Consider the following 14,189-nt stretch of genomic DNA (forward strand, 5'->3'; position numbering starts at 1 on the left):
GGTGTTAGCTCATTAATTAGCCTAACCCTATTAGATCAAAGTCCTGGCCAAGAGGCCAGGACTTTGTCAGCAATCTGCTACCCGCTTTTAGCGGGTTTTTTCATTTTTGGTGATCGCGCATGATGGATGCTACTGAGACAGTCTCGAATGCGAGATAAAAAAAACCCGCACGAAGCGGGAAGTAGGAACATAACAGGATTGAGTAGAAACATACTGGCCATTGATGGACAACAGCTCTTTTTTTCGGGGAGAAAAGAGTATGTCTTCATTAATTAAGCGTAGTATCAACATTGGTGATAATCAATAAAACAATAATAAACTTTGTGACTATTAGTGCTATGTGTATAAGTGGTTTAAGAGTGTTGTTATCACTAAAGCAAAAAAAAACCCGCCAGGGGCGGGTAAAATTTATTGCAGTTTTCAGGATGTAACAGCTTTGTCTCGCTATAACTAATCAGACTGACGTTTTAACGATAAGTTCATTCTTTTTAAAAAAAAGTTATGAACCGGGAATATAAGCGCCACTAGCGATAAACCAAATGAGTAAAGCTACGCCAGCGACAATAATCGCGACAGGGAATAGATAGCCTAATTTCATCGTTATTATTTCTCCTGCAAATAAAACGACCATTATCCCACTGAATGCAGATAAGACAACTTATCCGTGAAAAATAATGGTCGATAAAACGTGAAATTAGTAACCGCGTGCGGAACCTGCCGGACGTCTGACATCATTTGCGCCGTATAAATAGCCGGGTCTTACATTACCGGATACCGCGCTATCATTGCCTGAACTTGCTGTGCCCACCCCGGCTGCACCCGGTAAACCGACCATGATTAATTCTGCTGCGCCCCACGGCGTTTGCTCAACCATGTTATAACCCATTTTTGTCAGCAGATTCAGTGTGTCAGCAGAAAGGCCATTTTTCTCATAATAGACCTCATCTGGGTACCATTGATGGTGGATACGAGGGGCATCAACCGCTTCTTGGGGTTTCATACCAAAATCAATGATATTAAGCGCGGTTTCTAACGTAATAGTGATAATTCGTGAGCCGCCCGGGGAGCCCAGAACTAAAAAGACTTTTCCATCTTTGGTAACAATGGTTGGACTCATGGAGGAGAGTGGGCGTTTTCCAGGCGCAATACTGTTTGCGGTACCTTGGACTAACCCATAAAGGTTTTTAGCGCCAATTTTAGTGGTAAAATCATCCATCTCATCATTCATCAATACCCCACTACCCGGAGCCATTACGACGGCACCAAATCGGCCATTGACGGTATAAGTCGTTGATACTGCATTCCCAGAATGGTCAATGATTGAGTAATGCGTGGTTTCAGGCTTTTCACCAGTCGCCACCAGCGGTTTGATTTGTGAGGAGGGGGTGGCTTTATCGGTTTGAATTTTTTCCCGCAATGTGGCCGCGTATTGCTTATCCATGAGTTTAGCAACGGGATTTTGTACGAAGGCAGGATCGCCAAGATAGGTATTCCTATCGGCATAGCTAAAGCGCAGGGCTTCAGTTAACGTATGAACCATCGCTGCGGAGTTAAAGCCCATTGATTTTAGATCATAACCTTCTAAGATATTGAGCGTTTCACAGAGTGTTACCCCCCCAGAGCTAGGCGGTGGCGCAGAGACGAAGGTATAACCGCGGTAGGTACAGGTTAGCGGCGTTAATTCTGTCGCACGATAGTGGGTAAAATCGTTAGCCGTAATAATTCCGCCGCCTGCCGCTGAGGCTTTCTCGACGGCTTTAGGGAATTGACCATGATAAAAGGCATCGGGACCTTCTTTAGCAATCCGCGATAATGTCTGCGCTAAATCGGTTTGTCGCAAACGATCACCGGGTTGTAATGGACTACCGTCTGGACGTAAGAAAATTTTCGCTACGGCAGGATTTTGTTTAAAGCGAGCAACCGTAGTGTCTAAAATATCCGTATCCGCGCGGGTCAGAATAAACCCCTCTTTGGCTAGCTTTATCGCGGGAGCCATGACGGCTTCACGGCTTAATTTGCCGTATTCACGACGAGCCATCTCCAGCCCCATAACAGTGCCAGGAACACCTGTAGCTTTCCACCCATAAAGACTGCTACCTGGGATTAATTCCCCTTGTGCATTTTGATACATTGAGGCGGTTGCAGCTCCCGGGGCGGTTTCACGAAAATTGATAAACGTGTCTTTGCCATTGGCTAAATGAATTGTCATAAATCCGCCACCGCCAATATTACCACAGCATGGATTCACTACGGCTTCGGCATACCCGACGGCAACCGCTGCATCAATTGCATTTCCACCTTGTTTGAGAATATTTACGCCAACTTGTGTGGCAAGATCTTGTGACGTGACCACCATACCATTTTTAGCTTCGACTGCTGGGGCTGAGGCCGCTTGTGCAAAAGGAGCGGGGGACAAAATAAGCAGAGTGAGTGCTGAGCGTGCGTATTTCCTAAACATAGAACTATGACCTTTTTGTTTATTTCTTTCTACCCTAAACGTATTTTAAAAAAACTCAAGAAATTCAATAGGCTATCATTAGTAAAAATTATACTTGTGACAAGGCACAAAAACGCTGTTCGGGACTGGAGTTTTATCACGCAATCTTTGTTATTATTAGCCTTTCGATTCGCTGGTTTTCAACACGCTCAGAGTTTATTAAGCGAGGTTTATCGTGTTTGCAGAGTATGGTGTGCTAAATTTTTGGACTTATGTGGCAGGTGCTATTTTTCTAGTCTTGATCCCTGGACCCAATACACTTTTTGTTCTAAAGAATAGCGTTGGCCGTGGCGTAAAATATGGTTATCAAGCCGCGACCGCGGTATTTATTGGCGATGCGGTTTTGATGTTTTTAGCTTATGCCGGAGTAGCTACCCTCATTAATACCACTCCCGTGTTGTTTAATGTTGTGCGTTATCTGGGGGCTGGATATCTGCTTTGGTTGGGCATTAAAATGCTGTACACCACTTTTAGTCACCGTGAGTCCAGCCCCGTCCAATCAGCAAAAAAAGAGCGTGGTGCGGTGTTTAAACGCGCATTGGTATTAAGCCTTACCAATCCAAAAGCGATTTTATTTTATGTTTCGTTTTTTGTGCAGTTTATTGATGTGAAAAGTGCCCATCCCGGGATTGCCTTTTTTATTTTGGCGACGGTATTAGAAATCGCGAGCTTTTGTTATTTGAGTTTGATTATTTTTACTGGGGCTTCACTGACACGTGTTATCGGAACGCGTCAGCGTTTAGCTAAGGTTGGTAATTCGATGATTGGTTTGCTGTTTCTTGGATTTGCCGCACGACTGGCTACCATGCAGTGAACAATACGCTCACTGAGTGAGCGTATTCATTACAAATGGTTTTTTTCGCAAAACTCTTCCCAAGTCATTCCCAACGCTTCTGCATGGCTGCGCAGATAGCTTTCTATCGCTTGCGCGGCGACAGCATTATCGGTTTCGACTAGTTGAATAGAAAAAATGATGCCATCGAGCTGTTTTTGGCGGATGAAGGCGGCGTAAATGCGCTCAGCATGGAGGCTACGCAGCTGCTCGACGGTCATGCCATTATCACGAGCATCTTTTTCGGTGACTTCGTCAAGTGCGACTTGGAAATCGGGATGGGCGGAAAAAAAGATGTCGCGGGCTTGTGCATAATACTGTTCTGGGGTTTTCATGGATTTGCGCTAACTCTTGTAAAAATCTGAGTTAATTGTACCTGTTTTAGGCAAAGATGTCAGTGCCAGTCATTCACCAGCTTGCATTGTGCTATCAAAACATTATACCTTAGCGCCAGAAAAAATCTGTAGGGATACCTTATGAAAACTCGATTACTACTGTCTCTTTTCTTACTCGCGGGTTGTAGTCCTATTACTAACTATCAAACTATTGTTAAAACACCTGCACCGCAATCGTTAGAGGGAGTGTGGCGTACAACTGGCCCACAGTCTGGATTACTGAGTCAGAATGCTGTCGGGTATTTGATTATTGATGGGGCGGGGAACACGCTGGACTGTCGTCAGTGGCAACGTGTTATTGCTAAGCCAGGGAAACTCAGTCGTATTAACGATAAATGGGTCAATGTGAACTATCAAGTGAGAATTATGCCGTTAAAGATTGATAACGGCATGTTACGCTATGACAGGCTGACGTTAGCCAAAGTGCCGGCAGCCAGTGAGGAGTGCCAAAAAGCATTAGCAGAAGCAAAACGACAGACCTCTGCAGCGACCATTCAGAATATCGAAATTAAAGGACAATAGCGGATAAAGGCGGATTATACCGCCTGATAAGCCAGCTTGATTTTATCCTGAGTCGTTTGATGGATCATGGCTTCAACGTCATCACGTAATTGATACAGCGATGTCTCAACAGTCTTATGGGCGGCCAGTAGTGTAGAGGTTAATGGCCGGTCACTCGCTTTATCCAGTCGCCTGACCGATGCATAATAAGCATCCGTAATTGGAAGCAACGCTAAGTAATCCCTCTCGTCTATTGCTTGTTGTAGCCTATTTAGGACGTCAATGCTTTGCGCTACACTGTTCAACGAATCCTTCACGATACTCTGTCCTTATCTTGTGATTGTTGCCAAGCCTCGGCGATATTTTGCAGCAGTTCACGGCAATGATCGAGTTTACCTTGGTCATCGTGCAGATTTGCCAGCATCAGTTGTTGAATGAGGTAGTGGAATAACGACAATAACTGTTTTGCCAGCACGTCTTCAGCATAAGGCTCTAACGCTTGAATCAGTCCCGTATCAATAATCGCGACGGCTTTAGCGATCATCGCACCTTTGGCCGCAATGTCACGACTTTCCATCGATAAGCGAGCGCGGGTCAGGGCATTTAATGCCCCTTCAAACAATAGCGTGGTCAGCTGTGTCTGACTCGCGCTTAGTACCGCACTTTCGACCCCTACCTGTGCATAGAGGTTGACGAGCTGCTGTTTCTTCATCGAAAACCCTTAATCATCCGAGGAGGAGAATTGTGCCGTTAAATACTCTTTGGTTTGTGTCATTTGTGAAATGACTTTATTTAACAGTGTAAATTGGGTTTTATAGCGAGCCATCGTCGCTTCAATACGTGATTGCTGCTGGTCGTAGCGAACCTCCAACTTATCGTAAGCGTCATTTAACGCACTGACGGCATTGGTTAGTATGCCTTTTGAGGAGTAGGTGTCACTCAGTATTGTTGTGAGCGCTTTATTCGCAACGGTACTAAATCCGCTGGATTCCCCATCACCTAAGAAGAATTGATAGACGGCTTGCGGATTATTGGTTAGCGCTGCGGAAAGTTTGTTTTCATCAATATTCAGGGTTCCGATACTGCCATCAGCAGCCTTGGTCGTGTTTTGCGTTATTCCCAGTTCCGCCATGATAGTGATGGCCCCAGATTGAGCGGTGGTCAGTACTGAACGTAATTGGTTTTGAATATCGCGCACTGTGCCATTACCCATTAGGGGACCATTACTGGTAGTGTCGGTCGATAAGCTACTGGAGCCCGCAAATTTTGTGATGCTGGTGACGACAGATTGAAAATTATTGTAGGCCGACACCCAGGCTTTGATATTTTTTACCGCGTCGGTGGTGTTATTGGCAATCTCTAGACGCTCATCTTCTGTAGAGACCGCGGTTAATTGCAAGGTGACGCCATACGGTGCATCGACCACCGTATTCGATGCGCTCTGCACTTCAATACCATTAACGACTAACAGCGCATCTTGGCCTGCAGACGATTGCTGCATACCTGAGGACGCGATGTTATCGCCATAACCGATTAAGGCTTGCAGTTGATCATCCCCACTGACGGAGAGACTAATGGTATTATTGGCGCCAGTCTCTTTGGCAGAAATAGACAGGTAATATTCACCGTCATTCGATTTGATACTGGTGGCCACCACGCCAGCATTGCTTTTATTAATCGCGCTGACAAGACCGTTTAAGCTGGTATCACTATCATTGAGCGCGATAGTCACCGGATCACCTTCGCCCGTTGAGATAGTCAGTGTTCGTCCTTCGCCGCCAACAGTCCCTAAAGGTTGCTGATTACTCTTTATCTTATCCGATAATAAACATTGGGCAGTCGCCAGTTGTTTTACGTTAACTTGATAACTACCGACACTGGCATCACTACTACTGGTCGCGGTGAATGATTTATGACTACTGATGATGCTGGTGGCGTTTAAGGCGCTTGCTGAACTGAGTGCTTTTGTTGCAGTTTGTAAGGACTCTAGGGCAGTACGCAGTTGACCAAAGGCGGATATTTGGCTCTTCACGGTAGTCGCCTGTTGGGCGATTGGCGCTAAACTCTGTGATTCAAGAGACTCTAGCTTACTGTACAGTGCATCCAAATCGTAAGCCCCGGTTCCTATATTTAAATTAGTAATTGTTGCCATAAAAACTCCTGATTTTTATCGTTACTAGCGTTTTTATCGGCAATAAATAGAAAAGAGTGAGTGGAGAGAAAATATTTTTTTCAGTTTTATAAAGTTAGGAAAAGGGGCGCCGATAATCCTTTTGACCACGCATTGAAGCACAGTGCGTAACCATTAACTCGGAGCAAAGGAACTGTATATGGCTGTTATTAATACTAATATCATGTCTTTAACTACCCAGAATAACTTGAATAAATCTCAATCAGCGCTGGGAACGGCAATTGAGCGTCTCTCTTCAGGTCTGCGGATTAACAGTGCTAAAGATGATGCGGCTGGCTCTGCGATTGCAAACCGCATGTCCTCAAACATCCGTGGGTTAACACAAGCCTCGCGTAATGCCACGGACGGTATTTCGCTAGCACAAACCGCTGAAGGTGCGCTTAATGAGATGAACTCCAACTTACAACGTATTCGTGAGCTGACTGTACAAGCAAAAAATGGTACCAACAGCGCAGAAGACGTTAAATCGATTCAAGCGGAAGTGGATGCACGCTTATCGGAAATTACCCGTATCGGTACCGCGACGACCTTTAACAACATCAAACTATTTGATAGTTCACAAAGTATCAGCATTCAGGTCGGTGCCAATGATGATGCTGCAGCCAACGTTATCACGGTTTCACTGACCGACGATGGTTTTAAGTCTAAAGCATTAGGTGCAGCTTTTAGCGTGAGCAGCAGTGGTTCCGGAACGGGTGGGGGAACTGATGCGTCGTTAGCTGAAATTGATAAACGTATCGCCGCTGTTGACTCAGCACGCAGTAGCTTAGGTGCTATTCAAAACCGCTTTGAATCAACGATTAATAACTTAAATACCACGGTCAATAACTTGAGTGCTTCGCAGTCACGTATTCAAGATGCTGACTATGCGACAGAAGTTTCCAGCATGTCACGTGCACAGATCCTACAACAAGCGGGTACCTCAGTATTAGCGAAAGCAAACCAAGTGCCGCAAACGGTATTATCGCTACTACAAGGTTAATATCGTCGCACGAATATCTTAAGAGTATGAGTGTTCAGTGAGTATGAGCGGCCCGGATTCATGATTGAATTCGGGCCGTTTATATTATGCGTCAACAGTGGATATTGAATGACTGAAAATCGTCCTAACAAGCTCATCACGAAAGCGGGGGTTTTTCTTGCGATAAGAAAGGAGGGATAGGCTTGATAATATTGACCATCGATAAATGGAGAGATGGGAAAATGCACGATGGAGTGTCTATATAATCACGAAGGGTTGCAACAGGAGGAGATTGATTGGCATCGTTATTTGCAATTAGTCAGGCATGAAGCGTTACGATTACAAGTACGCCTTCCCGCCAGTGTGGACTTAGATGATTTACTGCAAGCAGGTGCAATAGGTCTAATGAATGCGATATCACGCTTTGATGCACAACATGGGACAGCGTTTACAACTTATGCAGCTCAACGTATTCGCGGTGCGATGCTCGATGAATTACGTGAACGCGATTGGGCGCCACGAAGAGTCAGGCGTGATGCGCGCAATGTGGCTGCCGCGATTGCCCAGATCGAACAGCATACCGGACGCAATGCGACGGAAGCTGAGATCATTGCAGCCTTAAATATTACCCAAGCGGAATATCGTGCCATTTTGATGGAGACAAATAATAGTAAATTATTTTCTTTAGAAACGTTGTATGAAGATCATAACGATGCGACAGATCAGTTATTTGCTTCGCAAGGCGAGCAAAATCCCTTGGATACGCTTATTGACCAAGACTTACGTCAACAAATTATGAATGCGATAACCCAATTGCCAGAAAGAGAACAACAAGTGCTAAGCCTGTATTATCAAGATGAATTGAATTTAAAAGAGATTGGTGCAGTCCTTGGGGTAGGCGAATCACGGGTAAGTCAGATACACAGTCAAGCGATTAAACGGCTGAGCAGTCGCTTACGTGAGTAAGCAAGGCATGGAGGTCATGCCTTGCTGTATTGATTAACCGATAGTCATTAAGCTGGCATTACCTCCTGCCGCTGCGGTATTGACACTGATAGAGCGTTCAAATAGGAAGCGCTCCAAGACAATATCTGTTTCACCGTGATCATACCCTTGCACTAAGGCTATAGGGCCTGAACGTTCGGCGACTTGTTGGCACAGTGCAGAAAGTTGATCGGTATCTCCATGATAGATGACCGCATCGTAATGATCACTTAAAGCATTGGTAGAGAGATCAATGCAGTTACGAACGGCATCCGGCAAACTCTCAAGAAGCTGACGGTGGTCGTTATCTTCCGGCCATAGCGCTCGGCTACCACAAGCCGTTACCGCGGCGAGTTGAATCAAACGGTCGGAAGCCTCTTTAGCGATACAGAGGACACGGGAGCGCGGAAGGAGTTGATAGGTATTACGCTCGCCGGTAGGCCCAGGAAGTAAAGCGATACGATTTGAGACAGTGGTATCTCGATAAGTCTTACAAGCCTCGGCGAGAGTGAGCTGTTGATTTTGCTCCGCCCACAATTGCAACGCACTGACTGGCGCGACATCTGAGGGTTGATCTGCCGTTGAGTGTAGAGGTAATCGTGACAGTGTCACTTTAGAGCCATTGCTGGGTGTACTCGACAAGAGGCGGGTAAGGTACAAGGGTCCCCCGGCTTTTGGTCCGGTTCCCGACAAACCTTCTCCACCAAATGGTTGTACGCCTACGACGGCACCTACCATATTGCGGTTAACATAGAGGTTCCCCGCATGCATGCGTTCGGTGGCTAAGCGGATAGTTTCATCGATGCGACTGTGTACACCAAAGGTTAATCCATAACCTAATTGATTGATGTCGTTCAGAAGATGACTAAGATTCTTACTGTTGTAACGTACCACGTGCAATACGGGCCCAAAGATCTCTCTTGTTAAATCTGCTGCTGAGGAGAGTTCGATAAGCGTTGGACGAACGAAGGTACCTTGTGCGAGGGCTTGTGAGTCACTCTCGCCATGCCAACTAAATTGTGTCACCTTAAAGCCGCGCTGTTGCATGGCATCGATATGATTCACAATATTGTCACGGGCCTCTTCATCAATCACTGGACCGATGTCTGTGGTAAGTAATTCTGGATTCCCGACGCGGTATTCCGCCATCGCACCACGTAGCATCTTTAAGGTGTGGTCAGCAATATCTTCTTGCAAACAGAGTAAGCGTAGCGCTGAACAGCGTTGGCCCGCACTGTCAAATGCCGAGGCAACAATATCGACGACGACCTGCTCGGTCAATGCTGACGAGTCGACGACCATTGCGTTAATACCGCCAGTTTCCGCAATTAACGGAATGGGACGGCCTTGAGGGTCAAGACGTTTGGCGAGTTGACGTTGTAGCAAGGTCGCGACCGCAGTAGAACCGGTGAACATCACGCCGCGAGTTCGTTTATCCGCGACCAATCGCGCACCGACACGTTCACCGTCACCCGGTAGAAATTGTAATACCCCACTTGGAATACCTGCTTCTAACAGTATCGATACCGCTTGGTAGGCAATCAGTGGCGTTTGTTCAGCAGGTTTTGCGAGTACGGTGTTTCCTGCCGCCAATGCTGCGGCGACTTGGCCGGTAAAGATAGCCAGCGGAAAATTCCAAGGACTGATACAGACAATCGGCCCCAGTGGACGGTGAGTGTCGTTATCGAAATCTTGAGTGACTTGATCAGCATAATAGGTGAGGAAATCTACCGCTTCGCGTACTTCAGCAATGGCATTTGCATAAGTTTTACCCGCCTCTCTGACTAATAGCCCCATCAGCGTTTGTAATTGTCCTTCCATGAGCATAGCCGCACGCTTCAAAATTGCCGCTCGTTCACCAGAAGGGGTCGCAAACCATATCGCACTGGCTTCATGGCTAGCATCCAAGGCTAAATCGACTTGCGCTTCACTAGCGTTAATGACTTCGCCAACGATATCTTGCAAGTAAGCGGGGTTACGTACTGGCTGGCCACTTTGATTTTCGCTCTCAACACCGAGAATCGGTTTAGCGATCCAAGCCTGGGATGCGGTATTTAATAAAGCACTGGAGAGCGAGGCTAAACGATGCTCATTCGCCATATCTAAGCCTGAAGAGTTAGGGCGACTACCATACAAATCACGCGGTAGATGAATACGCGGATGCGGCAGCCCAACTTGTCCTTCTTCTCGGGTAAAGGCATTAATACTGGCAACAGGATCGACAATAAGTTCTTCAACCGTTAAGGACTTGTCAGCAACACGGTTAACGAACGAAGTATTCGCGCCATTTTCCAGTAAGCGGCGGACTAAATAAGCGAGTAGTGTCTCATGGGTACCTACCGGTGCATAAATCCGGCACGGACGATTTAATTTCCCTTCTGACGTTTTTCCTACAACTTGTTCATACAGTGGCTCGCCCATTCCGTGCAGACACTGGAATTCGTACTGACCTGGATAGTAATTGTTCCCGGCGAGTTGGTAAATTGTCGCCAGACTATGGGCATTATGTGTCGCGAATTGTGGGTAGATCAAACTTGGGGTTGCCAGCAATTTTCGTGCACAGGCAATATAGGCCGCATCGGTATAGACCTTGCGCGTATAGACAGGGTAATCTTCCAGACCTTCAACTTGGGCACGTTTAATTTCACTGTCCCAATAGGCCCCTTTCACCAGACGGATCATTAAGCGACGTTGGCTACGTGAGGCAAGATCAATCAGCTCATCAATAACAAAAGGACAGCGCTTTTGGTAGGCTTGGATCACAAATCCAATCCCGTTCCAACCTGCTAAAGCGGGCTCAAAACAGAGCTTTTCCAATAGGTCGAGCGACAATTCTAACCGGTCAGCTTCCTCGGCATCAATATTGATACCAATATCATAGTCGCGGGCCAACAGGGTGAGTGACTTAAGAATAGGGTAGAGCTCTTCCATCACACGATCGTATTGGGCACGCTGATAACGGGGATGCAATGCGGAGAGTTTAATTGAAATCCCTGGTCCCTCGTAAATACCTCTGCCGTTTGAGGCTTTACCAATAGCATGTATCGCTTGCTGGTAGGAGTGCAAATAGGCTTTTGCATCTTCAGCCGTCAGTGCTGCTTCGCCGAGCATATCGTAGGAATATCGAAAACCTTTATCTTCAAGTTTACGGGCGTTAGCTAAGGCTTCGGCAATCGATTCGCCAGTAACAAATTGCTCCCCCATTAAACGCATCGCCATATCAATCCCTTTACGGATCAATGGCTCGCCACTTTTACCGATAATACGATTGAGGGATCGTGACATATTCACTTCGTTATGCGTTGAGACCAGCTTACCGGTTACTAACAGTCCCCACGTCGCCGCATTAACAAACATAGAATTACTTTGACCGAGGTGGGCTGACCAATCCCCGTGGCTAATTTTGTCGCGGATCAGTGCATCGCGTGTTGGCTTATCTGGAATACGTAACAGGGCTTCTGCTAAGCACATTAAGGCGACACCTTCTTGCGAGGAGAGTGAAAACTCCTGAAGCAGGCTTTGTACCAGTCCAGAGCGCCCCCCTTGATTTTTCTGGTTACGAAGTTTCTCACTCAAATGTAAGGCAAGCGCATGGACCTTCTCTGCGACATCCGGCGTCACTTTTGCTTGTTCGAGAATCATCGGTACCATATCGACTTCAGGACGACGCCACGCAGCCGTCACCGCTGCACGTTTAACACTCTGAGGCAGAACGTGTTCGGCGAACTCTAAGAACGGCTGATAAGGCAAGGTCATGTCAACAGGTTCATGGGCGGCCGTTTCCGTGGACGGCATCGAGATTGACGGTAGTGTTTCACCCGCTTCGACTTGTGCTAACAAATTAAAAATAGCCTGTTTAATCAGCCAGTGCGGGGTACGGTCTATTTTGTGCGCTGCGCGTTTTAAACGTTCACGGGTCTCATCATCAAGTTTGACGCCCATAGTGGTGTGTGCCATGCCAATTCCTCGTCGTGGAAATCAATAAAAGGTTGCACCTTGACTATCTCTCGGGTTGCACCCTTTGTGCAACCCATTTAAGTGAAAAAAGTGAACAAGCGTGAAGAAAGAATAATTAGTAGTGAATTTATTCAAAATTAATTGCGTTTTAAGTGCGATTTAGTTCAAAAAAAAACAATTTGCAGTGGAAAAATATTGATCCTGATCGTTGTTTTATCAAGATACGGCAGAGTGCGACTTTTTTCATGTTAAAAAAATGTGTCCAGCATTATCGCTGAGGTAGCTTTTTTTCGACTTATCAGTGCCTATTATAGGCACGTAAACATGATTTAACTGGGTAAAGTGTATTGATAATATTAATAAAAGAGAGAGTTAATTATGGTAACTACCCCATTGTTAGTAACTTTCTGCATTTATATTGCAGCAATGTTACTGATTGGTTTTGCAGCATGGCGTTCAACAAAGAATTTTGATGATTTTATCTTAGGAGGACGTAGCCTAGGTAGCTTGGTCACCGCATTGTCCGCAGGTGCCTCTGATATGAGTGGCTGGTTATTGATGGGATTACCGGGGGCTATTTTTATCGCGGGAATTTCAGAAAGTTGGATTGCGATTGGCCTGATCATTGGTGCTTGGATCAATTGGAAACTGATTGCAGGCCGATTACGGGTGCAGACTGAATACCACGGTAATGCCTTAACGTTGCCTGACTATTTTACTCACCGTTTTGATGATCAAAGCAAACTATTACGAGTGATTTCTGCATTAATTATCCTTGTCTTTTTTACCATCTACTGTGCATCGGGTATTGTTGCTGGAGCGAGATTGTTTGAAAGCACTTTCGGTATGGATTATACCACCGCACTATGGGCCGGAGCAGCTGCCACCATTATTTATACTTTCATTGGCGGTTTTTTGGCCGTGAGTTGGACGGATACTGTTCAAGCGAGCTTAATGATTTTTGCACTTATCTTAACGCCAATTATGGTCATTATTGCTGTGGGCGGTGTTGAGAGTTCTCTCGCCGTGATCCGAAATATTGATCCTCAGCATCTTAATATTTTTAATAATTTAAGTTTTATTACCATTATTTCATTATTGGGCTGGGGGCTTGGCTATTTTGGTCAGCCACATATTCTCGCGCGTTTTATGGCAGCTGATTCTCATCATTCAATGCGTAATGCACGACGTATTGGTATGACATGGATGATTTTGTGCTTAATGGGCGCCGTCGCCGTTGGCTTCTTTGGTATCGCTTATTTTGCTGATAATCCTTCTCATGCTGCACAGGTCAACGCCAACAGTGAACGGATATTTATCGAATTAACTCAATTATTGTTTAATCCGTGGATCGCAGGAGTGTTGTTATCCGCCATTTTAGCTGCGGTGATGTCAACGTTAAGTTGTCAGTTATTGGTGTGCTCCAGTGCACTCACCGAAGACTTTTATAACGGATTTGTTCGTAAAAGTGCAGGGCAACGCGAAAAAGTTTGGGTAGGGCGGCTTATGGTATTGATGGTTGCATTAATTGCTCTTGCGCTAGCCAGTAACCCTGAAAATAAAGTGTTAGGGTTAGTCAGCTATGCGTGGGCAGGTTTTGGCGCCTCTTTTGGCCCAGTGGTGTTACTCAGCGTTTGTTGGTCGGGAATAAGTCGAAATGGCGCGCTAGCCGGTATGGTTATAGGCACCCTTACGGTCATTATTTGGGGGTATTTTGGTTGGTTTGGGCTTTATGAAATGATTCCGGGTTTTCTGTTAGCAACACTAGCGATTATTCTGGTGAGTGTAGTAGGAAAGGGGCCTTCGCTACAGGTAAGAGAACGTTTTCAGCAGGCAAATCAGGCGTATTTGGAGTAAAGATGATGATGATG

The 14,189-nt window shown here is 45.9% G+C and carries 12 protein-coding genes; 5 read left to right on the top strand and 7 right to left on the bottom strand.

Annotated features, from left to right (window positions below):
* Positions 1-499: 499 nt before the first annotated feature.
* Positions 500-598, bottom strand: a complete 99-nt coding sequence (locus tag HGT73_RS12700) for a YoaK family small membrane protein (RefSeq protein ID WP_214215604.1) — start codon at positions 596-598, stop codon at positions 500-502.
* Positions 599-694: 96 nt separating this feature from the next.
* Positions 695-2,458 carry a gamma-glutamyltransferase gene (gene ggt, locus HGT73_RS12705; protein ID WP_214215605.1) on the bottom strand — a complete coding sequence of 588 codons (1,764 nt, stop codon included), beginning with the start codon at positions 2,456-2,458 and terminating at the stop codon, positions 695-697.
* Between the two features lie 214 nt (positions 2,459-2,672).
* Here ggt and leuE point away from each other — a divergent pair, with 214 nt between their 5' ends.
* Positions 2,673-3,311 (top strand): leucine efflux protein LeuE, encoded by a 639-nt coding sequence (gene leuE, locus HGT73_RS12710; protein WP_214215607.1) that lies wholly within the window; start codon positions 2,673-2,675, stop codon positions 3,309-3,311.
* A 29-nt stretch (positions 3,312-3,340) separates the two neighbouring features.
* Here leuE and HGT73_RS12715 read toward each other — a convergent pair whose 3' ends face one another.
* Positions 3,341-3,664, bottom strand: a complete 324-nt coding sequence (locus HGT73_RS12715) for a DUF6388 family protein (protein WP_214215609.1) — start codon at positions 3,662-3,664, stop codon at positions 3,341-3,343.
* Between the two features lie 141 nt (positions 3,665-3,805).
* Here HGT73_RS12715 and yedD point away from each other — a divergent pair, with 141 nt between their 5' ends.
* The gene (gene yedD, locus HGT73_RS12720; RefSeq protein ID WP_214215611.1) at positions 3,806-4,246 is read left to right on the top strand and encodes a lipoprotein YedD; all 441 of its coding nucleotides are present in this window, start codon (positions 3,806-3,808) and stop codon (positions 4,244-4,246) included.
* 14 nt (positions 4,247-4,260) lie between these two features.
* Here yedD and HGT73_RS12725 read toward each other — a convergent pair whose 3' ends face one another.
* The 3 genes from HGT73_RS12725 to fliD are packed head-to-tail and all read right to left on the bottom strand — an operon-like array spanning position 4,261 to position 6,377.
* The gene (locus HGT73_RS12725; protein ID WP_214215612.1) at positions 4,261-4,542 is read right to left on the bottom strand and encodes a hypothetical protein; all 282 of its coding nucleotides are present in this window, start codon (positions 4,540-4,542) and stop codon (positions 4,261-4,263) included.
* Entirely contained in the window at positions 4,539-4,937 is a 399-nt protein-coding gene (gene fliS, locus HGT73_RS12730; RefSeq protein ID WP_214215613.1) for a flagellar export chaperone FliS, read from the bottom strand. The genes HGT73_RS12725 and fliS overlap by 4 nt, the downstream gene beginning before the upstream one ends.
* 9 nt (positions 4,938-4,946) lie before the next feature.
* Positions 4,947-6,377 carry a flagellar filament capping protein FliD gene (gene fliD, locus HGT73_RS12735; protein ID WP_214215614.1) on the bottom strand — a complete coding sequence of 477 codons (1,431 nt, stop codon included), beginning with the start codon at positions 6,375-6,377 and terminating at the stop codon, positions 4,947-4,949.
* Between the two features lie 178 nt (positions 6,378-6,555).
* Between fliD and HGT73_RS12740 the strand changes: the two genes are divergently transcribed.
* Both HGT73_RS12740 and HGT73_RS12745 read left to right on the top strand, forming a co-directional pair.
* On the top strand, positions 6,556-7,398 hold the full coding sequence (locus HGT73_RS12740; RefSeq protein ID WP_214215615.1) for a flagellin N-terminal helical domain-containing protein: 843 nt from the start codon (positions 6,556-6,558) through the stop codon (positions 7,396-7,398).
* 228 nt (positions 7,399-7,626) lie between these two features.
* On the top strand, positions 7,627-8,343 hold the full coding sequence (locus tag HGT73_RS12745) for an RNA polymerase sigma factor FliA (RefSeq protein WP_214215616.1): 717 nt from the start codon (positions 7,627-7,629) through the stop codon (positions 8,341-8,343).
* A 33-nt stretch (positions 8,344-8,376) separates the two neighbouring features.
* Here HGT73_RS12745 and putA read toward each other — a convergent pair whose 3' ends face one another.
* Positions 8,377-12,318: a trifunctional transcriptional regulator/proline dehydrogenase/L-glutamate gamma-semialdehyde dehydrogenase gene (gene putA / locus HGT73_RS12750; RefSeq protein ID WP_214215617.1), complete on the bottom strand. Its 3,942-nt coding sequence runs from the start codon at positions 12,316-12,318 to the stop codon at positions 8,377-8,379.
* A gap of 375 nt (positions 12,319-12,693) precedes the next feature.
* Here putA and putP point away from each other — a divergent pair, with 375 nt between their 5' ends.
* Positions 12,694-14,175 (top strand): sodium/proline symporter PutP, encoded by a 1,482-nt coding sequence (gene putP, locus HGT73_RS12755; RefSeq protein WP_214215673.1) that lies wholly within the window; start codon positions 12,694-12,696, stop codon positions 14,173-14,175.
* The last annotated feature ends 14 nt before the right edge of the window (positions 14,176-14,189 follow it).

The sequence above is a fragment of the Rosenbergiella australiborealis genome (genome assembly GCF_018494035.1).
GTDB classification, from domain to species: domain Bacteria; phylum Pseudomonadota; class Gammaproteobacteria; order Enterobacterales; family Enterobacteriaceae; genus Rosenbergiella; species Rosenbergiella australiborealis.

Coding starts and splice junctions, on each gene's coding strand:
- HGT73_RS12700 (WP_214215604.1), bottom strand. CDS start 598: ATGAAATTAGGCTATCTATTCCCTGTCGCGATTATTGTCGCTGGCGTA.
- ggt (WP_214215605.1), bottom strand. CDS start 2,458: ATGTTTAGGAAATACGCACGCTCAGCACTCACTCTGCTTATTTTGTCC.
- HGT73_RS12715 (WP_214215609.1), bottom strand. CDS start 3,664: ATGAAAACCCCAGAACAGTATTATGCACAAGCCCGCGACATCTTTTTT.
- yedD (WP_214215611.1), top strand. CDS start 3,806: ATGAAAACTCGATTACTACTGTCTCTTTTCTTACTCGCGGGTTGTAGT.
- fliS (WP_214215613.1), bottom strand. CDS start 4,937: ATGAAGAAACAGCAGCTCGTCAACCTCTATGCACAGGTAGGGGTCGAA.
- fliD (WP_214215614.1), bottom strand. CDS start 6,377: ATGGCAACAATTACTAATTTAAATATAGGAACCGGGGCTTACGATTTG.
- HGT73_RS12740 (WP_214215615.1), top strand. CDS start 6,556: ATGGCTGTTATTAATACTAATATCATGTCTTTAACTACCCAGAATAAC.
- HGT73_RS12745 (WP_214215616.1), top strand. CDS start 7,627: ATGGAGTGTCTATATAATCACGAAGGGTTGCAACAGGAGGAGATTGAT.
- putA (WP_214215617.1), bottom strand. CDS start 12,318: ATGGCACACACCACTATGGGCGTCAAACTTGATGATGAGACCCGTGAA.